The sequence below is a fragment of the Brotonthovivens ammoniilytica genome, from assembly GCF_025566885.1.
Classification (GTDB): Bacteria; Bacillota; Clostridia; order Lachnospirales; family Lachnospiraceae; genus Brotonthovivens; species Brotonthovivens ammoniilytica.
This window is the reverse complement of the sequence record NZ_JAOQJQ010000001.1, coordinates 477290-503032: the sequence shown is the minus strand read 5'-3', so window position 1 is coordinate 503032 and position 25743 is coordinate 477290. Positions and strand designations below refer to the sequence as shown.

The 25743-nt window shown below is 40.9% G+C and carries 24 protein-coding genes; 7 read left to right on the top strand and 17 right to left on the bottom strand.

Features of this window, described 5'->3' with window-relative positions:
* Positions 1-31: 31 nt before the first annotated feature.
* The 8 genes from OCV88_RS02280 to OCV88_RS02245 all read right to left on the bottom strand — a co-directional run bounded on the left by OCV88_RS02280 (position 32) and on the right by OCV88_RS02245 (position 9383).
* Positions 32-379, bottom strand: coding sequence for a type II toxin-antitoxin system PemK/MazF family toxin (locus tag OCV88_RS02280; protein WP_158424009.1), 348 nt, complete (start codon positions 377-379; stop codon positions 32-34).
* Between the two features lie 98 nt (positions 380-477).
* Positions 478-1647: an alanine racemase gene (alr, locus tag OCV88_RS02275; RefSeq protein WP_158424008.1), complete on the bottom strand. Its 1170-nt coding sequence runs from the start codon at positions 1645-1647 to the stop codon at positions 478-480.
* Positions 1634-3145, bottom strand: a complete 1512-nt coding sequence (locus OCV88_RS02270; RefSeq protein ID WP_158424007.1) for an NAD(P)H-hydrate dehydratase — start codon at positions 3143-3145, stop codon at positions 1634-1636. The genes alr and OCV88_RS02270 overlap by 14 nt, the downstream gene beginning before the upstream one ends.
* Before the next feature lie 118 nt (positions 3146-3263).
* Entirely contained in the window at positions 3264-3899 is a 636-nt protein-coding gene (locus tag OCV88_RS02265) for a redox-sensing transcriptional repressor Rex (RefSeq protein ID WP_158424006.1), read from the bottom strand.
* Between the two features lie 183 nt (positions 3900-4082).
* Positions 4083-6002 carry an ABC-F family ATP-binding cassette domain-containing protein gene (locus tag OCV88_RS02260; protein ID WP_158424005.1) on the bottom strand — a complete coding sequence of 640 codons (1920 nt, stop codon included), beginning with the start codon at positions 6000-6002 and terminating at the stop codon, positions 4083-4085.
* 84 nt (positions 6003-6086) lie between these two features.
* Complete coding sequence (locus tag OCV88_RS02255) at positions 6087-7295, bottom strand: NADP-dependent isocitrate dehydrogenase (RefSeq protein WP_158424004.1); 1209 nt, start codon at positions 7293-7295, stop codon at positions 6087-6089.
* Positions 7296-7310: 15 nt separating this feature from the next.
* A complete protein-coding gene (locus tag OCV88_RS02250) occupies positions 7311-7982 on the bottom strand; it encodes a GntR family transcriptional regulator (RefSeq protein ID WP_158424003.1) in 672 nt (223 codons plus the stop codon).
* Between the two features lie 18 nt (positions 7983-8000).
* A complete protein-coding gene (locus OCV88_RS02245; RefSeq protein ID WP_158424002.1) occupies positions 8001-9383 on the bottom strand; it encodes a beta/alpha barrel domain-containing protein in 1383 nt (460 codons plus the stop codon).
* Positions 9384-9545: 162 nt separating this feature from the next.
* Here OCV88_RS02245 and OCV88_RS02240 point away from each other — a divergent pair, with 162 nt between their 5' ends.
* Positions 9546-9746, top strand: a complete 201-nt coding sequence (locus OCV88_RS02240; protein ID WP_158424001.1) for a hypothetical protein — start codon at positions 9546-9548, stop codon at positions 9744-9746.
* Between the two features lie 165 nt (positions 9747-9911).
* On the opposite strand, the gene OCV88_RS02235 is transcribed toward OCV88_RS02240, so the two are convergent.
* Positions 9912-10064: a hypothetical protein gene (locus OCV88_RS02235; protein ID WP_262590603.1), complete on the bottom strand. Its 153-nt coding sequence runs from the start codon at positions 10062-10064 to the stop codon at positions 9912-9914.
* 113 nt (positions 10065-10177) lie between these two features.
* Here OCV88_RS02235 and OCV88_RS02230 point away from each other — a divergent pair, with 113 nt between their 5' ends.
* Complete coding sequence (locus OCV88_RS02230) at positions 10178-10519, top strand: hypothetical protein (protein ID WP_158423997.1); 342 nt, start codon at positions 10178-10180, stop codon at positions 10517-10519.
* A 59-nt stretch (positions 10520-10578) separates the two neighbouring features.
* On the top strand, positions 10579-10851 hold the full coding sequence (locus tag OCV88_RS02225) for a hypothetical protein (protein WP_158423996.1): 273 nt from the start codon (positions 10579-10581) through the stop codon (positions 10849-10851).
* A 123-nt stretch (positions 10852-10974) separates the two neighbouring features.
* Here OCV88_RS02225 and OCV88_RS02220 read toward each other — a convergent pair whose 3' ends face one another.
* Positions 10975-12342 carry an MATE family efflux transporter gene (locus OCV88_RS02220; RefSeq protein WP_158423995.1) on the bottom strand — a complete coding sequence of 456 codons (1368 nt, stop codon included), beginning with the start codon at positions 12340-12342 and terminating at the stop codon, positions 10975-10977.
* A 273-nt stretch (positions 12343-12615) separates the two neighbouring features.
* Here OCV88_RS02220 and OCV88_RS02215 point away from each other — a divergent pair, with 273 nt between their 5' ends.
* The 4 genes from OCV88_RS02215 (at position 12616) to OCV88_RS02200 (ending at position 16014) form a co-directional block, all read left to right on the top strand.
* On the top strand, positions 12616-13281 hold the full coding sequence (locus OCV88_RS02215; protein ID WP_158423994.1) for a response regulator transcription factor: 666 nt from the start codon (positions 12616-12618) through the stop codon (positions 13279-13281).
* 86 nt (positions 13282-13367) lie between these two features.
* Positions 13368-14282, top strand: coding sequence for an ATP-binding cassette domain-containing protein (locus tag OCV88_RS02210; RefSeq protein WP_158423993.1), 915 nt, complete (start codon positions 13368-13370; stop codon positions 14280-14282).
* A complete protein-coding gene (locus tag OCV88_RS02205; RefSeq protein WP_158423992.1) occupies positions 14275-15114 on the top strand; it encodes an ABC transporter permease in 840 nt (279 codons plus the stop codon). Before OCV88_RS02210 ends, OCV88_RS02205 begins: the two co-directional genes overlap by 8 nt.
* A gap of 15 nt (positions 15115-15129) precedes the next feature.
* Entirely contained in the window at positions 15130-16014 is an 885-nt protein-coding gene (locus OCV88_RS02200; protein ID WP_158423991.1) for a sensor histidine kinase, read from the top strand.
* Positions 16015-16039: 25 nt separating this feature from the next.
* Here OCV88_RS02200 and OCV88_RS02195 read toward each other — a convergent pair whose 3' ends face one another.
* The 7 genes from OCV88_RS02195 to pheS form a co-directional block, all read right to left on the bottom strand.
* Entirely contained in the window at positions 16040-16576 is a 537-nt protein-coding gene (locus OCV88_RS02195) for an IbrB-like domain-containing protein (protein ID WP_158423990.1), read from the bottom strand.
* The gene (locus tag OCV88_RS02190; RefSeq protein WP_416795180.1) at positions 16566-17846 is read right to left on the bottom strand and encodes a phosphoadenosine phosphosulfate reductase; all 1281 of its coding nucleotides are present in this window, start codon (positions 17844-17846) and stop codon (positions 16566-16568) included. The genes OCV88_RS02195 and OCV88_RS02190 overlap by 11 nt, the downstream gene beginning before the upstream one ends.
* 420 nt (positions 17847-18266) lie before the next feature.
* Entirely contained in the window at positions 18267-19952 is a 1686-nt protein-coding gene (locus OCV88_RS02185; RefSeq protein WP_158423988.1) for an AAA family ATPase, read from the bottom strand.
* 336 nt (positions 19953-20288) lie between these two features.
* Positions 20289-21017 carry a MerR family transcriptional regulator gene (locus tag OCV88_RS02180; protein ID WP_158423987.1) on the bottom strand — a complete coding sequence of 243 codons (729 nt, stop codon included), beginning with the start codon at positions 21015-21017 and terminating at the stop codon, positions 20289-20291.
* A gap of 141 nt (positions 21018-21158) precedes the next feature.
* Entirely contained in the window at positions 21159-22184 is a 1026-nt protein-coding gene (gene queA, locus OCV88_RS02175) for a tRNA preQ1(34) S-adenosylmethionine ribosyltransferase-isomerase QueA (protein WP_158423986.1), read from the bottom strand.
* 11 nt (positions 22185-22195) lie between these two features.
* The gene (gene pheT, locus OCV88_RS02170) at positions 22196-24613 is read right to left on the bottom strand and encodes a phenylalanine--tRNA ligase subunit beta (RefSeq protein ID WP_158423985.1); all 2418 of its coding nucleotides are present in this window, start codon (positions 24611-24613) and stop codon (positions 22196-22198) included.
* Between the two features lie 76 nt (positions 24614-24689).
* The gene (gene pheS, locus OCV88_RS02165; RefSeq protein WP_158423984.1) at positions 24690-25709 is read right to left on the bottom strand and encodes a phenylalanine--tRNA ligase subunit alpha; all 1020 of its coding nucleotides are present in this window, start codon (positions 25707-25709) and stop codon (positions 24690-24692) included.
* Positions 25710-25743: the final 34 nt, after the last annotated feature.

The following is a 25743-nucleotide window of genomic DNA, read 5'->3' as shown; positions in this document are numbered from 1 at the left end:
AATCTTACCACCGGGTCTCAAATTAGTCAAGTTATGTATCAAGATCTAAGCTGATACAAAGGGCTTTATTCACCTTTTTTAAAATCTGGGCATCCAGATGGCAGATCTTATCTTTCAGTCTTGATTTATCTATTGTTCTTACCTGTTCCAGAAGAATTACGGAATCCTTCACCATATGGTATTTTTCTGCACTCAGCTCTATATGTGTTGGAAGTTTTGCTTTGTTCATCCTTGATGTAATTGCCGCGCATATCACCGTTGGACTGTGCCGGTTTCCCACATCATTCTGTATAATCAATACCGGCCGGACTCCTCCCTGTTCGGAACCAATCACCGGGCGTAAATCTGCATAGTAAATATCTCCTCTGCGAATTATCATTGTTCACACTCCATTTTCTAGGTTTGTTTCCATTATCCCCACTTTTTCTGAGTGTATACCGGCAATTGCAGCATATTTTGTTTTTGTGTGAAAAACAGCTAATCCTCAAAATAATCTTTGCTTCCAACTGTTTTTCCCTGATACTGATAAACTCTTGGAATCCTTTTTCCCAGATCACAGGCAAACTCATAGTTAAATCTGCCGGAAAGCTTCCCAAGCTCCTCCATGGTAATTTCTTCTTCTCCGTCTTTTCCGATCAGCGTTACCTGATCGCCGATTTTAACATCCGAAATGTTCGTAATATCCACCATAAACTGATCCATACAGATTCTTCCGCAGATTGGCGCTCTCTGCCCGTGAATCAGAACGCTTCCTATATTCGACAGGCTTCTTGCATACCCATCTCCATATCCTACTGGAATGGTTGCAATTACAGACTTATGTTTCACCTCATAAGTTCCACCATAACTGATAATTCTTCCAGGCTCCAGTTCTTTTATATGAATCACATGGCTCTTTAATGCAAGAACCGGTTTTAAATCAATTTTTTCTTTCTGCACTTCATCAGAAGGCCATAAGCCGTAAAGAATAATTCCGGCCCGGACAAAATCCAGATTTGCCTCAGGGAAATCAATAATTCCGGCGCTGTTAGATGCATGAAGAACCGGTATGATAACGTTTCTTTCTTTTAACATGGCATCCATTTTTTTATATTCTGAGAATTGAAATCTGGTAAAAGATTTATCTTTTTCATCGGCCTTGGAAAAATGCGTAAACATACCCTCAAGTAGTATATGCGGAAGCTTCCCAATCTGTGCAATCTCATCTGCTGCTTCTTTTGTAATCTGATATCCGATTCTGCTCATACCGGTATCCAGTTTTATATGAACCCGCACATCCCGGCCCGCAAAAGACGCAGCTTTTGAAAGCTCCTGTGCCATCTCCATAGAAAATACCGTGGGACGTATATCGTGCTCTATCATCAGCGGATACTGCTCCGGGAAAGTATAGCCAAGTACAAGAACAGGCTTTTTTAACTGGTGGTTTCTTAGAATCTGCGCTTCATCAACAGTTGCAACTGCATACCCCCAGATCTCATCCATGTGCTCCATCAGCTGTGCCAGAGGAACCGCCCCATGTCCATAGGCATCCATCTTTATAACAGCAGTAATTTTTGTACCGGGCTTTAAATTTTTTTTAATTTCCCTCAAATTATGTTCAAACATATCCAGATCAATTCTGGCATATACACGTTTATAATGTTTCATTTTCTTTGATTCCTTCTTTCAACACCAGACTGACCCCTTCAGTTAAATCCGAAGCAAGCAGTCCATATTCCCCTTTCTCCGATTTTTTCAAATCCCCGGACAGTCCATGAATATAAACCCCCAGAGGGGCAGCAATCCGCGGCGGACAGCCCTGAGCTGCCAGCGCGGCTATCACTCCTGTAAGTACGTCACCGGATCCTGCCACAGCCATACCGGAGTTCCCGCTCTGATTCAAATAGGCCGTACCATCCTTTAAAACCGTAATCGTTCTGACATCCTTTATAACAGTGATGATATGATATGTCTCCGAAAATTTTCTGGCTGTACCCAAAAGATCTTCTTTGATTTCTGCCACAGTCATTCCTGCAAGACGGGACATTTCCCCCAGATGAGGCGTTATAATCAGGTCTGCCCCGGTTGTATTCAATATATCTTTATTTTCTGCCATTAGATTCAAAGCATCCGCATCCACGATACACGTTTTTTCTGTGTACTTCAACACTGTTTCCGTCATTTTTTTTGAAAACACTCCGGTTCCAATTCCTGGTCCCAGTACAATTACATCCGCCCAGTCAAGACAGCTTATTATTTTTTCTGTTTCATCAGCTCTTGTATCATAGGTTGTAAGAACCGCCTCCGGAACCAATGTCTGCATAATTGTCCGGTTTTCCTTGGGAGTAAAAATCCGCACAAGTCCTCCGCCGGCGGCATATGCGGCTCTGGCAGACAGCACGCCGGCTCCTGCCATATCAATGCTTCCTGCCATAATAAGTATTTTACCAAAGGTTCCTTTATTTCCATCCTTCGGGCGCCTTGGCACCATCCTTAAATCTTCCTGCCCTAATGTTTTGACTTTGGGAAAACTTCCCAAAAAACCATAAGTGTCAATTCCAATATCTTTCACAGCCAGCCGTCCTGTATACTGTGCCCCCGGATAGAGAATCTGACCGATTTTTGCAAATCCAAAGGTAACCGTAACATCTGCCCGGAAAGCAGTCCCCATGATCTGCCCATTATCAGCATTGATACCGGAAGGGATATCCACCGCCATTTTAACCCCCGTCATCTGGTTTAACTGCAAAATCAGCTCATAATAACGTCCTTCCAGATTGCGTGCAAGACCAATACCAAAGAGACTGTCAATTACAAGATCGTAAGATTCTTTGGGCAGTTCAGAAACAATCGGTATCTTATACTTTTTTACAATGCCAATCTGCCGCCTGGTCTCCTCCGTGGCTTTCTCCTCCGAACCATAAAACAAAATACAGACATCATATCCTTTTAAATACAATAATCTTGCAATGGCAAATCCATCTCCTCCATTGTTTCCGCTTCCGCAGACAACCAGGCATGTTTGAAATTCCAGTTTGATGTTCTCAAGTTCCTCTATAACACTTAACGCCGCACGCTCCATTAACACAGCTGACAAAACGCCGAAATACTCAATAGTCCCTGTATCGCAGGCCTTCATTTCCCTGCTGTTTAATAAATATTTCATACCATTCCCTCTCAGACGATTTTCGAAAAATTCTTATCTATACAATAAACGCTCTGCCAGAAAAAGGCAAAGCGTTTTTGTGCTTCGTTGTTGTTTATGAAAATAGAAACAAATATTTTTATACTCTGTTCCGTCTGCTGACAATATTGTAGGACAGCTGCATCAAGCTGTCAGAAAGATGAACATTTTCTACAACCACATCCTCCGGAAGCTCCAGGTCCAGATGGGCAAAGTTCCAGATTGCCGAAATCCCAAGTTCCACAAGACGGTCTGCACAGGCTTCCGCCTTTTCTTTAGGCATTGTAAGAGCCGCAATGTCTACTCTGTGGTTTTTAACAAACTCCTCTAGCTCATCCATCATATGTATTTCAATCCCCCGAACGGATAAACCCGCCAGCGCCGGATTGATATCAAATAAACCGGTGATCACAAATCCCCGTTTCTCAAATTTCACATAGTTAGCAAGAGCCTGCCCAAGATTTCCTGCGCCTACTACAATAATATTATGCTGACAGTCAAGTCCCAGAATTTTTCCAATTTCTTCGTACAGATATTTTACGTTATATCCATATCCCTGCTGTCCGAATCCTCCAAAATTGTTCAGATCCTGTCTGATCTGTGACGCTGTCACCTTCATTCTGCTGCTGAGTTCATTGGACGAAATCCGCTCCACACCGGCGTCAATTAACTCACCAAGATAGCGGTAATAGCGCGGCATTCTCCGGATCACTGCCTGCGATATTGTTTTCTGCAACGTTATTTCCTCCCTTATCTGAAAGTCTGTTCCCACTCGTTATACTTTTCTTGTTTCAGATGATTGTATTATAAAGTGTTTTTTATTTATTGTCAATTTTTTATCAATCCAGAAATAGTCTGTATTCATTCCATTTTTGACAGATCAGAAAGAAAAATTCCACACAAAAAATCACTGACAGGCTTATTCCTGTTCAGACAGTCTTTCCCAGTTTTCATAGCATTCATTCAGTTTCAGCTCTAATTCGTCCCGCTTTTTCTGGAGTTCTCCAAGCTTTGCTGAATTGGAAGCATTGGCAGGATCACAGAATGCTTCATCTATATCAGCAATCTGCTGCTCCAGGATTTCGATCTGTTCTTCTAGTTTTTTTATTTCGTTTTCCCTTTTTCTTATGCGGGCCTGCTCCTCCTTTTGCTGCTTCCAGTCTGTTTTTCCGGTGGATTCTCCGCTTTGTGCTGCCGCTGTGCCGGTATCTTCTTTTAGATATACCTGTTCTAGCGTCTCTTTCTTTTCCAGATAGTAATCATAATTTCCAATATAATTAATCACCATTTTTCCGGTAAGATTTAAAATCCGGGTAGCTGTTTTGTTTATAAAATAACGATCATGAGACACAAACAATACCGTGCCTTCATACTGGTTTAACGCAGATTCTAAAATTTCCTTGGAAGTAATATCCAGATGGTTGGTAGGCTCATCTAAAATCAAAAAATTTGCTTCAGACAGCATCAGCTTTGCCAGGGATACCCGCCCCCGCTCACCACCGCTTAAATCCAAGATCCGCTTATAAACATCATCTCCGGTAAATAAAAAAGCTGCCAAAAGGGTCCGGATCCTCGTCTCTGTGAGCTTGGGATACGCATCTGAAATCTCAGAAAATACCGTTTTATCCATATGAAGTACCTGATGTTCCTGATCATAATATCCAACTTTTACTCTAGAACCCAGTTTAAACTCACCGGCATCTGCAGATACCATACCATTCAAAATCTTTAAAATGGTTGTTTTTCCAGTTCCGTTCTGTCCAATCAGCGCCACACGCTCCCCGCGTTTGATCTCAAAATCAATATCAGAAAACAGCTCTGCTCCGTCATAGGATTTTGCCAGTCCCGCAACTGTCAGCACATCATTGCCGCTGATAATTTCAGGGGTCAAAGAGAGATTCATTTCCGTATGCTCCTCTTTTGGACGTTCCAGCACTTCTATTTTTTCCAGCTGTTTTTCCCTGCTTTCCGCCCGTTTTACAAATTTTTCCCGGTTATAGGATTTCAGTTTTGCAATCACTTCTTCCTGATGCTTAATTTCCCGCTGCTGATTCATGTATGCTTTTAGCTGTGCATCCCGCACCTGCTGCTTTTTTTGTGCATACGCACTGTAATTCCCCTGAAAAACCATGGACTGATGCATACTGATTTCCACTACCTTTGTAACAATCCGGTCCAGAAAATACCGGTCATGAGCTACAATTACAACAGCGCCCTTATAGTTCATCAAAAAAGATTCCAGCCAGGTAATAGACCCAATGTCCAGATGATTGGTAGGCTCATCCAGAAGAATGATATCAGGCTTTGTTACCAGAAGCTTTGCCAGTGATACACGGGTTTTCTGCCCTCCGGAAAGCTCATCCATATGTTTTGTAAATTCTTCCTCTGCAAATCCAAGACCTTTTAAAACTCCGGATACTTCGCTCTGATATGCATACCCATCCAAAGCCTCAAATTCATGAAGCACTTTATGGTAAGCTTCCATATGTTCTTCCAGCTCCCGGCCCTTGAAATGATTCATGGCCTCTTCCATTTCCCTGATTTTTGCCTCCAGAGAAATTACATACTGTTTTCCTTCCAGCACTTCTTCATATATGGTCCTGTCACCGGAAATATCCTGATGCTGAGCCAGGTAACCGATGGTTTTCCCTTTTGCCAGAATTACGCTGCCGCCGTCGGCGGACATTTCGTTCATAATAATTTTTAAAAGTGTGGATTTTCCGGCGCCATTCACACCTACGATTGCCGCCTTTCCATATTCTTCAATTCCAAATGAAACATTTTTCAAAACATCTTCCACACCAAAAGATTTACAAATGTTTTGACAGGATAATATCATACTTGTCCCCCTAAATCAGAATGTGCTCTGGCAGACAGACAGGAAGCTCTAAAGCAGATGCTTTAGAGCCTGTTTTATACATTTTTATAATAATGCTTCTAATTTTGTACGGATTGCTTTTATAAAGTCCAGACTGTTTAATACTGTTGGATGTTCAATTTCCGTAATCAAAGCAAGATCCTTTGTCATACTGCCGCTCTCAATAGTATCTATGCAGGCCTGTTCTAGTTTATCTGCAAAAGCGCTTAACTCTTTAAGATTGTCAAGCTCCCCTCGTTTTCTAAGGGCTCCCGTCCAGGCAAAAATAGTTGCTACCGAGTTTGTAGATGTTTCTTCACCTTTTAGGTGTTTATAATAATGCCGCTGTACGGTTCCGTGAGCAGCTTCATATTCATAAACTCCGGATGGAGATACTAATACAGAAGTCATCATAGCCAGAGAACCGAATGCCGAGGAAATCATATCACTCATAACATCACCGTCATAGTTTTTACATGCCCAGATATAACCGCCTTCTGACTTCATCACACGGGCAACTGCATCATCAATCAGCGTATAGAAATATTCAATACCTGCCGCTTTGAATTTTTCATCATATTCTTTATCATAAATTTCCTGGAAAATATCTTTAAATGTATGATCGTATTTTTTGGAAATGGTATCTTTCGTTGCAAACCACAGATCCTGTTTTGTATCTAACGCATAATTAAAACAGCTTCTTGCAAAGCTTTCAATGGAATTGCAGAGATTGTGCTGTCCCTGAATAATACCTGCTCCAGTAAAATCATGGATTAGTTCTCTCGTCTCAGTTCCATCTTCCGCTGTATAAACCAATTCTGCTTTTCCTGCGCCCGGAATTTTCATTTCGGAAGCTTTATACACATCACCATATGCGTGACGGGCAATGGTAATTGGTTTCTTCCAGTTTTTTACACAGGGCTCAATCCCTTTTACTTTAATAGGCGCACGGAAAACTGTCCCGTCTAAAATAGCACGAATGGTACCATTTGGGCTTTTCCACATTTCCTTCAGATCATATTCGTCCATACGTGCAGCGTTTGGTGTAATGGTAGCACATTTTACAGCAACTCCGTATTTTAAAGTTGCATTTGCAGAATCAAAGGTTACCTGATCATCAGTCTGATTTCTGCATTCCAGTCCAAGGTCATAATATTCTGTCTTTAAATCAATAAATGGATGTAACAGTTCATCTTTAATATACTGCCAGAGAATTCTTGTCATTTCATCTCCGTCCATCTCCACCAGTGGTGTTGTCATTTTAATTTTGTCCATTTGAAAATATCCTCCTTATTGTCCTTCTGTTTTTGCAATATTTTCCCATCCGTAATACTCAATATTTTTCATTGTATTCATGATGTGGTTATTTGCCAGGCGCTGCGCTTTTTCTTCATTATGTTCTTTGATGGCTTCTACAATGGCCCCATGCTCCGCAGTAGATTTTACAGAACGCTCCTGAGATGTCAGAGATATTTTACGCACACTTTGTACATAATGATGATAATCATGCAGCAGATTTGCCAGTATTTTACTGCCACAGGCCTCATACAGCTTCTCATGGAATTTGTTATCCAGCTCAAACACCTGCTTTCCATGACCTCTTTTTGCGTGAAAATCTGTCAGATAAATAATTTCCTCAAGCTCAGCAATCAGATCAGGTGCAGCATTTTTTGCTGCCCTTCTGGCGCAAAGCCCCTCCAGCATAGAGCGGATCTCATAAATATCGTAAATATCCTGGGGAGTAAATCCCACTACCTTTGCCCCTTTGTTGGGAATCATGGATACCAGTCCCTCAAGCTCCAGCTGGCGCAGAGCTTCTCTCACCGGTGTCCGGCTGACGCCGTATTCTTCTCCCAGCGCCTTTTCTTTCAATTCTTCATCTTTTTTATATTTTCCGGAAAGAATATCCTCCTGAAGCTGGTTAAAAACTCTGGCACTCAAAGAATATTTATCCTCATTCATGAAAAATCCCTCCCCTATTTATAACACGTAGTTTAGTTTCTGACAACATCTGGTTATTTCCGAAACCAGTTCATCATCTGTCAGAACAGTGACACGTCCGTCATCATACTGCTGATCCACCCAGTCTTTTACCAGATGAACCAATTTCGAATTTTTATCCACCTGACGATTTTTCTCCAGCCGGTAATAAGAATTAATCCAGTGGGCAATCCCCGCCAGCCCGGATGTATTTGATACGGATACCAGCGCCGGACGTTTTAAAAATTTCTCAGTATCAAAAATATTATAGATCTCTTCATTTTTCAAAAGTCCGTCCGCATGAATACCGGCCCTTGTTACATTAAAGTTCTTTCCCGCAAAAGGAGTTCTGCTGGGGAGAGTATAATCTAATTCTTTCTCATAATACTCCGCCAGTTCCGTAATCACAGTTGTATCCATACCGTCTAAAGTTCCCCGGAGCTGTGCATATTCAAATACCATAGCTTCCAGAGGCGTATTGCCGGTTCTCTCCCCGATTCCAAACAAAGAACAGTTAATTCCGCTGGCTCCATACAGCCATGCTGTAGTGGAATTGGAAACAGCTTTATAAAAATCATTGTGTCCGTGCCACTCAATCAGCTCTGATGGAACTCCCGCATGGGTAGTAAGACCGTAAATAATCCCCTGAACACTTCTGGGGATTACTGCTCCCGGATAATTAACGCCATATCCCATGGTATCACAGGCCCTGATTTTAATTGGAATTTTATATTCATCCATCAGCTTCATCAGTTCCAGACAGAAAGGAATTACAAATCCATAAATATCCGATCTTGTAATATCCTCCAGATGACACCTTGGGCTGACTCCGGTCTCCAGACATTCCCGAATCACACTCAGATAATGATTTAAAGCCTCCCGGCGGGTCATCTTCATCTTATAGAAAATGTGATAATCCGAACAGCTTACAAGAATACCTGTTTCCCGAAGACCGATTTCTTTTACCAGCTCAAAATCTTTTTTGCTGGCACGAATCCAGCTGGTGATCTCCGGAAACTTATATCCCATCTCCATGCATTTATATACGGCATCTCTGTCCTTTTTACTGTATAAGAAAAATTCACTCTGCCGGATAATCCCTTTTGGTCCTCCAAGTTTGTGCAGATAATCATATATCTTTACAATCTGATCTGTGGTATAAGGTGCTCTCGACTGCTGTCCGTCTCTGAAGGTAGTATCTGTAATCCAGATCTCATCCGGCATATTATGAGGTACAATTCTGTCGTTAAAAGCAATTTTCGGAATTTCTTCATATGGAAATAAATTCCGGAATGTGTTTGGTTCTTCCACATCTGCCAGCTGATAAAAATGTTCTTCCAGCTGCAGAAGATTATTATGCTTGTTCATAACGACTTTTCTCATTTTACAACTCTCCTAACCTTGAAACTTTTGTATATTTGTATACAATTATACATGTATATTTTTCCATGTCAATCTCTGAAAAAATTTTTTATAAAAAATAGAAACACTGACAAGCAGCCTACATAATATGAACTGTAAAGAAAATTTAATGGAGGCTCAAATATGAGTGATTTAGCTGCTACAAACTGTGGATGTGACTGTGGAGATAACAATGGATGCGGTAACCTTATATGGTTATTCCTGATTCTGTCCTGCTGCGGCGGAAACAATGGTTCCTTCTTCAATGGTTCAGGCTGTGACAACATCCTTCCATTGCTGCTGATTCTTTGCTGCTGTGGTGGAAACGGCGGTTCTTTCTGCTAATCTTTGCTTTACACCTTTGTGTAACCAAAGCAGGGGCGGTGCAAAACGCACCGCCCCATTTTTAGGTCTGCTTTTCATAAAAACTAAAACATCCGGCAGATAAAAAAATCTGCCGGAAAAAAATTACAGCCCTGCACCTATCCTGTCTTGCAATCTGTGCAAAGCTTACATCTGCTTTCTGTCTGAAATCTGTTTTACTTTCTTCTCTCTCTGGCGCTGCCACTGCATCTCCTTTAGCCGCTCCTGTTCTTCTTTCTTTTTCATACACGCTTCATCTATCATATAAACACTGTCACCGTCCTGGATCAGTCTTCTCATATTTAAACTATCTCTCCTGCTGTATTCTATTTAATATATGCCGGGCACAGTAAACTGTCATAATTGCAGAAACATTACATAAACATATAAAAAAAGACAGGTTATAAAACTTTATGAATGAAACAACTGAAAAACCATTGCTGGATACACTGATCGAAAGCCGAGAACTTCAGATCATGAAAACAATGGTTCCATATATGTGCGAAGAACAGCAAAAGAAAATTTCCATGATTATTAAACTTATCGAATTACAAAAAACGGTGTCACTGTTTAATTCTGATAACTCAGCATACACGCAGGAACTTCATGCCTGTGCCGCAGTTTCTGAATCCGAACGTGTTTCCATGATGCTGTCAGCAATCCGGTCATACTGCACCGAAAAAGAACAGGAAACCATAGATACACTGCTTAGTTTCTTCGAAATGTCAAATTCCTATGAATCATTTTTTACATAGAGCATATTCTGAAACTATAAGATCATTTTCTTTTAATTTTTAATATGGAAAGGTAATTTATGAGCAATAATATTTTTCAAAATCCGGCCTTTAGCAATCTTTCTCCTGAAAAGCTGCAGTTTCTGATGGAATTCCAAAACATGCAGAAACCTTCTTCCATGAAAGATGCCGCACCTTTTTTCATGCAGTCCATGAAACAGGCCCAGACCAAGGGCATTCAATTCTCCAACGAAGAATCTTCACTTTTAATTGAAATTTTAAAACAGAATATGTCTCCGGAAGAACAAAAAAAAGCAGATATGATTATGCGCATGATGCAGATGAGACGGTAAAACTCCCGTAGATGCCGGGTTCTTCATAACAACAGCAGGGCTTCAAATCTGAAGCCCTGAATTCATTTTCTCAAATCAAAAATGTGACTGCACACTCCCCTTGCAATACTTTTTATCCCTCCATCACTGCTGTCTGAGGGCCGCTTCCCTTTTGGCGTTCAGCACCGGACTCTTATATGCCTTTATCAGCAGCGGAATCAGCATAAAGAACCAGACAATTGGTTCCGCCCAGATAATTCCCCAATATTGAAGTACAGGAACCAGCAAAAATGCAATGACCATTTTTCCCGCCATCTCAATTGCACTTGATAAAATGGGAGTTACATGATCTCCATATCCCTGCATAGAATTTCGAATAATGGTGATTGGTGTGGCAATAAAATAAAAGACAGTATCTACTCTTAAATAAGTACTTCCCCACAAAAGCACCTGGCTGTCAGTAGAGCTTGCAATAAACTGTATCATCATTCCGGCTCCAAACAGACAGATTAAAATAGCACAAATATCCCAGATCCAGCAGATCATCATCGTTGTTTTTACAGATTTTCTGATCCGGTCCAGCTTCCCGGCTCCAAGATTCTGGCCGGTAAAGGTTGCAATAGCCGATCCAAGAGCGGTCAATGGCAGAAATAAAATTTCCGTTATTTTTCTGGCCGCAGTATGAGCCACAATAATAGAAGTGCCAAGCGTATTAATAGCACTTTGCAGCGCAATGGTTCCAAACCATACAAGGGACATCATAATTCCCATAGACAATCCCGACTGCAGCATCTGTTTTGCTTTTCTTCTATTTACAAATAAATGTTCTTTTTTTACATGTAGAACCGGATATTTGATTTTAATATGTATCAGGCACAGGATTGCAGAGATCACCTGAGACAGCACAGTGGCATAAGCAGCTCCGTCCACATCCATATGAAATCCAACAATAAACCAGAAGTCTAAAACAATATTTAAAACCGTGGCCACTAAAAGATATATTAGTGGTGTCAGCGAATCTCCAATGGCCCTTAAGTTAGCTGCCAGAATATTGTAAAAGGCTGTGGCAAACATTCCCCAGAGCACAATAATCATATAAAGATAAGCCTGCGAAAACTCTGCTTTTGGAACATTCAGCATATGCAGAACAGGCTTTAAAATAACCGCCAGTACAATAACAATCACTGCGGTAATGGAAAGCCCAAGCACTATGGATGCTCCCACAGACCGCTTCAGTTCCTTTTCATCTCCCGAGCCAAAGTTTCTGGCTGCCACAATAGCAAATCCAGTGGAAAGACCTGTAAGAAAGCCAATCAGAAGCGACTGAAGAGGAGAGGCGCTTCCCACCGCTGCCAGTGCCTGTTCTCCCAGTGTACTCCCTACAATCTTAGTATCAATTAGTCCATACAAAAGCTGCAGCGCACTGCATAAAAAAATAGGAACTGCAAATACAATAATCAGTTTTGCCGGATTCCCTGCGGTCAGATCTCTTGCTTTTCCCTGTTTTTCCATATTTCCTCATCCCTTAAATGGTTTTATACCAGATAATTCCGGTATGTTTTCATCTCCATTATACATCAATGATTTCATTATTCAAGGGACTTACGCTGGCTCTCTTCGCAATTTTTTCTTTTCACAATATTAAGAAATACCTGCGAATTATTAACGTTTTTTTAATAAGTCCGCCCCTTTGTTGATTTATCTGTAACTATTGATTAAGATGATTTACAGATTGACATAATTTCTCTAAGTATGTCAGAAATTTTCAAAACGGACGGTAATTTTATGAAAACAATTGCAGTTGTAGACGATGATATTTTTATTGGAAATATGCTGGAAGAAGTACTAACAAAAGAGGGTTATCATGTTTTAAGAGCTTATTCCGGAACAGAAGCAGTCCTTCTGCTGTCCTCAAATCAGCCAGATCTTGTTCTTCTTGACCTGATGCTGCCGGGACTGAATGGTTCAGAAGTACTTGTCCATATCCGTAATATTCCCGTTATTATCATCAGCGCCAAAGTCGATATCCATGACAAAGTAAAACTTTTGCTGCAGGGCGCTGCAGACTATATGACCAAACCTTTTGATATTCAGGAGCTGCTGGCAAGAATTACTGTGCAGCTTCGGAAACAAAACTTACCGGCAGCAGCCCGGACACTGGAATACAAAGAAATCAGACTAGATCTTACCACCTATCAGGTTTTTGTAAATCAGACAGAAATTCATCTTACGAAAACCGAATATGCTATTTTAAAACAGCTTCTTCAGAATCCAAATCAGGTCATTACAAAATCACAGATTCTGGATGCTATCAGTGAAGATACGCCTGACTGTGTGGAAAACTCCCTGAAAGTACATATCAGTAATCTGAGAAAAAAGCTGCGGACTGTACAGAAAAAAGATTACATTGAATCTGTATGGGGAATCGGTTTTAAACTAAATGCAGATTAATCTTTACTGCATCTTAACGATCCCCTTAACCGCTTTCTTAACCATGGCATGATAAGATACAGACAAATAAAAAAGGAGGCACTGATATGGAGTACATCTTAAGTACCAACGGACTGACAAAAACATATCGAAATTACAAAGCCCTGAATCAGCTGAACATGCATGTGGAAAAAGGAAGTATTTATGGATTTGTAGGAAAAAACGGCGCTGGAAAGACGACTTTAATCCGCTTAATCTGCGGACTTCAAAAGCCTGACGGCGGTGAATATATTTTATATGGGAGGAAAAATTCCAGAAAAGATATTGAAAAATCCCGCAGACGCATGGGAGCTGTAGTGGAAACACCTTCCATTTATCTTAACATGACCGCCCGCGATAATTTAAAAGAACAATACCGCATTCTTGGTCTTCCTTCCTTTGAAGGTCTTGACGAACTGCTTAAGCTGGTGGGGCTTTCTGACACCGGTTCCAAAAAAGCAAAAAACTTTTCACTGGGTATGCGCCAGCGGCTCGGTATTGCTATTGCCCTTGCAGGGAATCCTGATTTTCTTGTTTTAGACGAACCGGTAAACGGTTTAGATCCCCAGGGGATTATAGAAATCCGGGAGCTGATTCTAAAATTAAATCATGAAAAAAATATTACGGTTCTGATCTCCAGCCACATTTTAGATGAATTGTCCCGTCTTGCCACACATTACGGTTTTATTGAAAACGGACAGCTCATCAAAGAAATCAGCGCGAAAGATCTAGAAGCTGCCTGCCGAAAATGTATCCGCGTCACAGTATCTGATATGGAAGCACTGGCCAGAGTTTTATTTCAGCTGAAAGCGGACCACCAGATTCTCCCTGATCATCAGGCCGATATCTTTGGAGAAATCAGTATTTCAAAACTTGCCATTGCCCTTGCAAATGAAAACTGCGAACTGCTTTCTGTTCACGAGCGGGACGAAAGCCTAGAAAGCTATTATGTAAATTTAGTGGGAGGTGGCAGACATGAGTAGATTACTGCGTTCTAATTTTTCCAGACTTAAAAAAGATAAGATTTTCTGGTGTGCTGTGATGATTATGGCCGGATACTGTATTTTTATAGCACTTATGTTTTACCGTAGCCTGTTAACTTACGGCGGAAATATTACTTTTGATACTTTATTTTTCCAGGGGTTTGGTTTGTCCGGATTTGCTCTCCCCGGCCTGATTATGGCTGCTGTCCTAAGTCTTTTTATAGGAGTAGAATACAGTGACGGGACAATCCGAAATAAATTAATTGTAGGCCATACAAGACCGCAGATCTATCTGGCAAATTTTATTACAAGCGCAGCCATCGGTATTTTCTTAAACATCGCTTATATGATTACTGCATGTATTATTGGACTGCCGCTGTTTGGAATGCCCACCCTTCCCGTATCTACACTTGTTTTGTTCGCTGCCGACGGAATTTTTATGATGATCTCCTATGCTGCCCTTTTTACTATGACAACGCTGCTGCTGTCAAATAAAACAAGTGCCGCCATTTTAAATATACTGGCTGTTATTGTTTTTATGTTTGTCTGTATCTATCTGATCAATATGATCGCCCAGCCGGAAATGTTAGATACCATTGAAATTGTAAATGGACAGCAAGTACCAAAAACTGTTCCGAATCCTCACTATTTAAGTGAATCTGCCAGAAACGCGGCTCAGTTTTTTATTGACCTGCTCCCCTCCGGACAGAGCACCCAGCTTTCTTTACAGTCACCGGTCCATCCAAAACTGATGATTTTATATTCTGCTGTTATTATCTGTATAAGCAGTACCATCGGAGTCTTCTTTTTCGAAAAAAAAGATATCAAATAATACCAGGAGCCTTATATGAACACTTTGCTTTTTATTCTGTGCGGAATACTTGCCGCCGCACTTATAATATCACTACTCAAAATATTCAGTATGCGCAGGTCTATAGATGAAATCCGTACAGAATTTCAGGCAAAGCTGAAAGAAGATACAAATACTCTGATTACACTTACAACCAGCGACAAAAAAATATGCCGGCTGGCTGCCCAGATAAACCGGCAGCTGGCTGTAATCAGAAAAAAAGAATTGAAATACCGTCAGGGAGACCAGGAATTAAAGGATGCTGTTACAAATATTTCTCACGATCTGCGGACTCCTCTCACCGCAGTCTGTGGATATATGTCTCTGTTAAAAAAAGAACATTTATCTCCTCAGGCTGTTGAATATCTTTCAGTCATTGACAACCGGATAGAGGCTTTAAAAAAACTAACAGAAGAACTTTTTCGTTATTCAGTGATTATATCCATTCAGGAATATCATACAAGAGAGACTGTATCTTTAAACGCATGTCTGGAGGAAAGCATCGCATCATTTTATGTTTCCTTCAAAGAAGCCGGCATTATACCTCAGATCAATATCCCCCAGCAAAAGATTAAGCGCGTTCTAAATAAAAACGCGCTTTCCCGTATCTTTGAAAACCTTTTAAATAATGCCCTGAAATACAGCGACAAAGATCTGTTTATTTCATTAAATCTTCAGGGCGAGATCTATTTTACTAATACAGCCTCAAGCCTTGATGAAATATCAGCCGGCCAGCTGTTCAACCGCTTTTTCACTGTGGAAAACGGAAAGAACTCTACCGGGCTTGGACTTGCTATTGCCAAAATGTTAACAGAAGAACTAGGAGGAACCATAAGTGCATCCTGGCAGAATAAGCAGCTGACAATTAAACTTTGTTTTTAGTCCATCTGCGTATTTCTCCACGCCCTTATACTTCTTCCTGTTCATCTTCATCCGACGGTCTCCAGGCTTTTCCGAATCTCACATCTTTAAACAACGCCGTAAGTCCTGTAATCTGCTTTAACCTTAACACCTCATCCTTATCCATCCCAAGATGTTTACAGATCCAGTCATCAGAACGGCCAAGTTCCTGCAGCTCTTTCACGATATTTCCCATCAGATTCACGTCATGCATACCTCTCGCCCGGTTATGACGAATCGTACTGGCCATCCGCTGGTCTAGGGGCTTATTAATTACAGAAACCGGAATCATTCCATGCTCTCTTTCATAGATATCTTTATGCTCCAGCATAATACGGTAACGGTGAAAACCGTCTACAATCACATAAATGTCTTTTAATTTACTGTAATAGCAGACAATGGGCATTGTATACCCGTCAGCTTTGATACTTTCATAAAGCAGTCTCATCTCAGGCGGCGCAACCGCATTAGGATTATATGTATTGGCCACTACTTTTTCTATCGGAACTGCTATCACATGATAAACAGGACTTTCATATTCCATAATTCATATCCTCTATACTCTCATATTTTCTGCGTATCATATCCACACGGTTCTGCTGCTGTCTTGTCAGACTAAATCCCATAAACCTGCAGGTATGATCATTCTTTAAAATGCAATAGCACATTCTTTTCCAGCTTGGTATGTCTTTTGTAGACTTTATGTTATCGGTATCATCGGGAATCTTCCCTACAAAAACAACCCTGGACTTTTTATTTCTTGTATAATTGGAAAAACCGTTTCGTGCAATCTGATAGCCATTGGCAATCAGTTCTTCTATGGTATCCTCGTCCAGCCCGCCCCCGGTCTCATGCCAGAATTTAATAGATGTATTAAATTTTCTTACATAATTATTTCTGAGTCTTGTGGGCAGCGTATCCAGCAGAAACATTGTATACGACTTCCAGGTATGCCCTTTTGGCAATACAACATTCCGATACCCCATAGCTTTGGTCTTTCCATAGATACAGGCAAAATTTGCTCCCTGCACTCTCCCTACCAGCTTTGTCCAGATCTCCGGATCAATCACACGGTACAGATTCAGAGCATCTTTAGAATAATCATTAAAAGGAGACGCCACCCTCATCTGGGAAGCTTTAAGACCTGCCTTAAAGTACAAATCATACAGCTTATTATAATCATAATCAAATTTGTAGTAGGCATGCCAGATATCCTGCAGCGACCAGTCATAAAGGGGAGATGCACACCAGACATTTTTAAACTGTCCGCTGATCCAGCAGTTTCCTTTATAACCATACTTTTTATTTAAAAATCCGCTGTAACGCTGCATAGACTCCTCAGCCCGGATGCCAAGCAGACAGATGGTCTTCCCTCCACCATGGGAGATACGGTACCATCGGTTAAACTGTTTGGATAGCACTTCCTGATTCATCCGGTATTTATAAGTTGTCATCGGATTATTTTTTAAATTTATGACATACTCTTTCTGAGGCATGGGTCTTACCCAGCAGTCTTCTTTCGTATCATCCCAGGGATACCAATACATTTCATAACTGCTGAGCGCAGTCCTGGTGGCCATGGGCAGGCATACCCAGTATGGTTCCACCTGATTCTTAATTCGCTCAAATGTACGTTCAATATACTCTGTGGTCACTGTATACTGAGCCTCAAAATCCTGATGAAATACTCCCAGGCTTTTATCCGGATAATATTTGTTTCTGAAATCAAGCACCAGATTCAAAAGCAATCCGCTGTCTTTTCCTCCGGAGAAAGAGACAAAAATATTTTCAAATTCTTCAAAAACAAACCTCATTCGTTCCTGAAATGCCTCATACACATCCTGCTCCAAATATTGTCTTATCAAAAAAATTCCCCCTGACTAAACAATTATTTCCAGTATTTACCAGCTATTTGCTTAGTTTAACACAAGTTTTGGATTTATTTCAACAAACTTCGACATTTTTTAAAATCTTAACTATTCAAGAGCCGCAAAAAAAATATTACAAATTCAAATATAAAAGGAATAACACGACTACAGACAGACGGTTATCCCTTTTATAACTTTTTATTTCATTTTCTACCAGGTTTCCTACAGCCACCTGCACATCCTGGCGGAACGTATATTAGATGGGGGATTGACTCCCGCCACTGACACCTGCTTGCTACTCACTGCCTATAGAGACGGGAGTCATCTCACATCTAATATATCATTGCAGCTATCTGATTACAGGGTTTAGGCAAGTATAATCTTACAGCGCTTCTTATAACATGCAATCCCATATTTTAAAACATGGTCAATTCCATCTTCATACAGCACTTCCTCATACCGGTTCTTTTCGATCTGTTCCAATGCAGCCCTACAGCCTGCCTCTAGATTGCCATCCTCCGCGTACTTCAATTCAATGATGATACCCTTTTCTTCCTCACCAATTTCCACCAAAATATCACTGTATCCATCTCCGGATTCCTTATTGAAGGAAACGACCCACGTTTCCTGATATCCCAATAATCCTAACAGAATACCGTGATAAAAGTTTTCTTTTAATTGTTTCCTGGCAAATGTATCCCGAATGCTAATCGTCTTCCTCAGATATTCTGCAAATATTTTCTCTGCTTCCTCTGCTCTTCCTTCACGAAGGGCATCACATAAGGCATTTACCGATTCTCCGTTCTTTTGTATTGTTTCTTTGAAAAATGCTATAATCTGTTCTGTAAAGACTTCACGGATCTCCATATTAGGAATTGCCAGATTTAAACTTTTCCTTTCTTGCTTCCCCCTCTGTGTGAGATAACCTGTCATAAAAAGTACACTCCATATATTATCAATAGAGTTATACATATCTTTATAAGTCATTTCCTGATGAATTTCCTTTTTTATTACCTCGCCGGCAACTAATCTTTCAATCTCATTCTTTGTCGTACCAATATCAGCCCCTTGAATAAATTTTTTGACCACCTCATTATCGCTAGTGTTCGACCAATAATTTTGTGGCTGAACATCATCGTCCACACAGAGCTTGCTGCAGTGACAAATCACATCCCACGGACAATACACTTCTACTTTTCCAAACTGATAACCATCATACCAGTTTTTCATTGTCTGATAGTGTCTGGAAATATCATAATATTCAAGTAGTTCTTTTACCTCTTTATCCGTAAACCCAAAATACTCATTAAATTCCACATCAGCCACGGACAGTATCCTCAAATTGTTCAGACCAGTGAAAATACTCTCCTTTGTAATACGCATACATCCAGTCATTACCGCGAATTTCAGACTATCATTGGTCTTTAGTACCTGTTCAAACAAATTCCGGAGCAATATCACCATCTGATTATAATATCCCTGATCAAATGCTTTTGCCAACGGTACATCATATTCATCAATCAGCACGATCACCTGACTATTATAGTGTTTCTGAAGAAGTCTAGACAACTCCTTCAGACTGCTAAAAAGCGCCACGTCATCCATATCACGTTTCAACAACTCACAAAAACGGGCTTTGTCGTTATCTGTAAGCCGGTCACTCTTCAAAAGATACTGCAGCCGGTCTGCCTCTTCGTTAATAACCCGGATTGCCATCCCACGCGCTGTTTCATAATTCCCGGCATTGATTCCTTTTAAGGATATTGAGATTACAGGAAACTTTCCCATATACGCTTCACATAAAGCTGTCTCTTTGAAAATTTCCAACCCTTCAAAAAGTTCCTTGTCACTTTCAAAAGAAAAGAAATTTTTTAACATACTCATGTTCAGCGACTTTCCAAATCGTCTCGGCCGGGTAAATAGATTCACTTCCGCCCAGTTATCCAGAAGTTCTTTTATCATCTTTGTTTTATCAACATAATAGAAATCTTCTGTGCGAAGTTTTTCAAAATTCTCAATCCCAATCGGAAGTTTCTTTCTACGTTTTTCCATTTGGTCTTCACGCTCCTAACTCTTGCCTTGCATGGAATTACCCTTGCCAACCGATATTCATCTTATACAATAACTCTTTCGTATCATTATAACAGAAGTCCCTGATATATCCCACTAATTCTTATTGTTTTATTTTTTTCTTCCAATAAATGCTTATTTAATGGAAAATATTGGCTGATTATATGGTACAAAAAGAGGGGAATTAAAAGAGCTCGCCACCTTCCGGGCAACTCATATCTTTGTAAAAAGAGCCGACAAACTGTGATTATTACTCACAAATTCATCGGCTCTACGTCTTTACATCTAGCTCTTTGATAATGGTTATATGAATATACTTTACTTGTCACAATAAACCAAAATTGCCTGTCTTACGAATTCTGCTGTTCCTTCTCCACCAAAACGGTCGATATTCTTCTTAAAACGCTCATCGCAAGCATACATCTCGCCCAATCCCTTTAAAATTTCTTTATTGCAAGTATAAAAATTTTTATTTATATAGGATTGTAAAGCGCCCACTTTTTCTTGAACAGTCTGATCCGCAGGCAGAAATTGTTTTATAGCACCGAACCCGGCAAACAGTGACATCATTTCATCGGCAACCCTATCATAGTTACACTTACTTTGAGAAGCATTCCTTTGTTTATACTCTTGATATGCTTCAGAATGTCCCCATTTTACTTTGACTTCTGTCTTATACTGCTCAATTTCATTCGTATCAAAAACTTCAAAATTCATTGTCCTTACTCCTTTCGTCTGAATTGCACGGGCAAAGGAAATAAGCTCACCTATATGCTTATATTGTAATTCTAACAGTTTGATTTGCTGTACTATTGCCTCTTCTTGATTAAAATCAGGGCTATCAAGAATTACTTTAATTTCCTTCAGAGGGAATTGTAATTCACGAAACAATAAAATGTTTTGCAAACGACTAAGGGCTGCATCGTCATACATTCGATAGCCTGCCTCCGTTACTCTTGTAGGTTTCAAAAGCCCAATGGCATCATAATAATGTAGTGTGCGCACACTGACACCTGTGAGTTTACTGACCTCTTTTACTGTCCGCATTTTCATCTCCCCTTCCGTGTAATGTCATTCTAAGCTATAACGTAACGTCAGAGTCAATAGTTTTTTTGAAATTTTCAGGTTTCTTTCATTGCCGGGCAGCACTTAATCCCTAACTTTCTCCATATCGCATACCATTTTATTCTACCGTATCAGCATGGCATCTCCAAAACTGAAAAACCGATAGCCCTGTTTTACTGCCTCTTCATAGGCCGCCAGCACATGCTCTCTTCCTGCCAGCGCAGACACCAGCATCAGCAAGGTTGATTCCGGCAGATGGAAGTTCGTAATCAAACCGTCCAGTACCTTAAACTGATAGCCGGGATAGATAAAAATTTCGGTCCAGCCGCTGGACTCTTTTAATCTGCCGTTTTCATCGGCGGCAGATTCAATGGTCCGGCAGCTGGTTGTTCCCACGCAGATAATCTTGCCGCCGTTTTCTTTTGCCGTATTTATTTTCTCTGCCGCCTCCTGTGAAATCATATAAAACTCAGAATGCATATGATGCCTTGTGATATCGTCTACTTTCACAGGGCGAAAAGTCCCAAGCCCTACATGCAGGGTTACTTCCGCAATTTCCACCCCCGCCCCTCGAACCTCATCTAAAAGCTCCGGGGTAAAATGCAGCCCGGCTGTAGGGGCCGCTGCTGATCCGTTATATTTTGCATAGACAGTCTGATATCTGTTTTTGTCTTCCAGCTGATGTGTAATATAAGGCGGAAGCGGCATCTGTCCAAGCTCATCTAAAATTTCTTCGAAGATTCCGTCATAGGTAAACTGAATGAGTCGGTTTCCTTCTTCTACAACGTCCAGTACTTCTCCTGTAAGCAGGCCGCCTCCAAAGCTGATTCTAGTTCCAGGCCTTGCTTTTTTTCCGGGTTTTACAAGTGTTTCCCAGATATCGTTCTCTTTTCTCTTTAAAAGCAGAATTTCAATCTTAGCCTGGGTTCCTTCTTTTTCTCCGAAAAGCCGGGCTGGGATTACTTTTGTATTATTCAGTACCAGACAGTCGCCGGGCTTTAAGTACTCTGTAATATTTTTAAATATTTTATGTTCATACGCGCCGGTTTCTCTGTCTAAGACAAGAAGCCGGGATGCAGAACGGTCTTCTAAGGGATCCTGTGCAATCTGCTCCTTTGGCAGCTCAAAGTAAAAATCTTTTACATCCATAGAATGCTCCTTTACTGACGAAGCTCAATGTTCAGGCTGCTTAAACCATTCATAATTTTCTTCATTACACCTGCAATATCAGCCTCTTCCAAGGTTCTGTCTTTTGCCCGGAAGGTAAGTGTATAGGCCAGAGATTTATAACCTTCTTTTATCTGAGAGCCTTCATAAATATCAAAGAGCTGATAGCCTTCTAAAATTTTACCTCCCCGAAGGGCAAATATTTCTTCAATATCCCCTGCCAGAACTTCTTTCGGAACAACCATACTTAAATCTCTGGTGACTGCCGGGTATTTGGCAATTCCTTCATATTTTTTATCAAAAGATGCTCTTGATACGATTTCCGGCATATCAAGGACCGCCACGTATATACGCTCTTTTACCGCATAATTTAAAGCGACAGAAGGATGTACCTCACCAAGATATCCAATCACCGTATTTTCATATACAATATCCGCCTGACGGCCCGGGTGAAGGAAGGGATATCCGCAAGCAGGATCGTATGTTACTTTTTCATGAAGTCCTGCGCTTGTAATAATTTCTTCCGCAACACCTTTCATAGTATAGAAATCACCCTCGCCATACATCCCCAGAGTCATCTGCATCCGTTCTTTTGGAAGTTCTGTAACCGGGATCTGTTTTGGAATATAAATATTACCCAGCTCATATAAACGTACATCTTTATTCCGGCGGTTATAATTTGTGGACAGCGAAGTAAGCATTCCATTTAACGGAGTTGTACGCATAATGCTGAAATCTTCTCCCAGCGGATTGGAAATCACAACTGTATTCCGCAGAGGGCTGTCCGGAGGAAGCAGCAATTTGTCAAATACTTTTGGGCTCTCAAAAGAATAACACATTCCCTGACTGAATCCACAGAACTGAGCAACTTCTCTTGCAATCTCTTCTACACGCAGTTTAAAGGAAAGTTTTCCAGTTGTAGCCTCTCCAGCCGGCAGAGTTGTTGGGATATTATCATAACCAAAAAATCTCGCTACTTCTTCCGCAATATCTGCATCCCGAAGAAGATCCTGTCTAAAGGAAGGAACAATCACTTCCTGGGAATCCTCATCAAATCCAAGATCAAGCTTTTTAAAATAACCTTTCATGGTTCCGGCATCAATGTCTGTTCCCAGCATTTTATTGATCCAGTCCGGATTAAAAGCAATTCTTCTTCCCTCTTTTATATGAGGATATACATCAATGACTCCTCCCATTACCTCCCCGGCACCAAGCTCCTCTACCAGCTGGCAGGCCCGGTTCATTGCTTCTATTGCATTGTTGGGATCCAGACCCTTTTCAAATTTGCTGGAAGCATCTGTACGAAGTCCCACTTTTTTACTGGAAAGACGGATATTTGTTCCGTCAAAACATGCCGCTTCAAAAAGCATGGTAGAGACATTGTCCGTTATCATGGAATTTTCTCCTCCCATAATTCCGGCCATGCCAACTGCTTTTTCCCCATCACAGATCATCAAAACAGAATCGTCCAGCTTCCGTTCCTGACCATCCAGAGTTGTAAACTTTTCATCTTTTCCTGCCCGGCGGACAATAATTTCTCTGCCTGCGATAGTATCCATATCATAAGCATGCATTGGCTGTCCGTATTCTTCCATCACATAATTGGTAATATCCACGATATTATTAATTGGACGGATTCCGTGAGCGGCCAGTCTTCTCTGCATCCATTCCGGTGACGGCGCAAGCTTAATATTTTTTACAGCTCTTGCTACATAACGGGAACACAAATCTGTATCTTTTATTGTTACTTTTACATAGTCATTTACATTCTCACTATTTCCTGTTTTGGTGACAACCGGAGGAATAAATTTTTTGTTAAAGGTCGCCGCCGCTTCTCTGGCAATCCCAAGAACACTAAAACAGTCTACACGGTTTGAAGTAATTTCATATTCCACAACAGTGTCACAAAGCCCAAGGTATTCCACTGCGTTTTCACCTACAGGAGCATCCTCTGGAAGAATGTAGAGTCCGTCTTCCGGTGCATCCGGATAAAATTCTCTGGTAGAACCAAGCTCTTCGATGGAGCACATCATACCAAAGGATTCAATACCCCTTAATTTTCCTTTTTTGATTTTAATACCGCCCGGCGTTACTGTACCATCATGTCCTCCGGCTACCCGTCCTCCGTCCAGTACAACCGGTACTTTTGCGCCTTCAAACACATTGGGGGCACCGGTAACAATCTGTACACTGTCTGTTCCTACATTGACCTGACAGATCACCAGCTTATCCGCATCCGGATGAGCCTCTACTTTCGTTACCTGTCCAATGACAATCTTATCCAGATCCTCGTCCAGTTTCTTATATCCTTCTACTTTTGAGCCGGAAAGTGTCATTGCATCCATATATTCCTGGGCATCCACACAAAGATCCGGCACATATGCCTTTATCCATGATAATGAAGTTGTCATGTCTCATTCTCCTTACTGTTTTCTATGTCTGCAGCATGTAACGATTCACCTGCCGCCATTTTCAAGTCTCGCTCTTTTAAAATTGTTTTAAAAAACGGTCATCATTTTCATAAAGAAGACGCATGTCGTCAATCTCATATTTCAGCAGTGCAATCCTCTCAAGACCTACTCCAAAAGCAAAACCTGTATATTCTTTCGGATCAATACCGCTCATTTCCAGTACATGAGGATGTACCATACCGCATCCGAGGATTTCAATCCATCCTTCTCCTTTACAGAAACGGCATCCCTTTCCGCCGCACTTAAAACAGGTTACATCTACTTCTGCGCTGGGCTCTGTAAAGGGAAAATGATGGGGACGGAATTTTACTTTTGTTTCTGCCCCAAACAGCTGTTTTGCAAATTCTTCCAGTGTTCCTTTTAAATCTGCAAATGTAATATTTTTATCAATAACAAGTCCTTCAATCTGATGGAAGGAAGGGGAGTGTGTCGCATCTACTTCGTCAGAACGGAATACACGTCCGGGAGCAATCATACGAATGGGCAGCTTTCCCTGCTCCATAACACGAACCTGCACCGGCGATGTCTGAGTACGCAGAACAATATTCTGATTAATATAGAAGGTATCCTGTTCATCCTTCGCCGGATGATTCTCCGGAATATTTAAAGCTTCAAAATTATAATAGTCATATTCTACTTCCGGGCCTTCGATTACCTCATAGCCCATACCAACAAAAATACGCTCCACTTCATCCAGAGCAATACTGTTTGGATGTGCATGGCCGACACGATTTTTTCTGGCCGGAAGGGTTACGTCAATGACTTCCTCTTTCAAGCGTTTTTCCAGTGCTTTTGCTTCCATCCCTTTTTTTGTTTCTTCCAGTTTTTCTTCAATGGCCGTGCGGGTTTCATTTACAAGCTGTCCAACAGCCGGACGATCCTTTGGTTCAACATCTTTCATTCCTTTTAAAACAGCAGTCAGCTCACCTTTTTTTCCAAGATAAGCAACACGCACATCATTAAGCTGTGCCAGATCTTCTGCCGCTTCCATTGCAGCGATAGCCTCTTCCCTTATTTTTTTCAATTTTTCTTCCATTAAAAAATCTCCTCTCAGATTTATTCATCTTTGC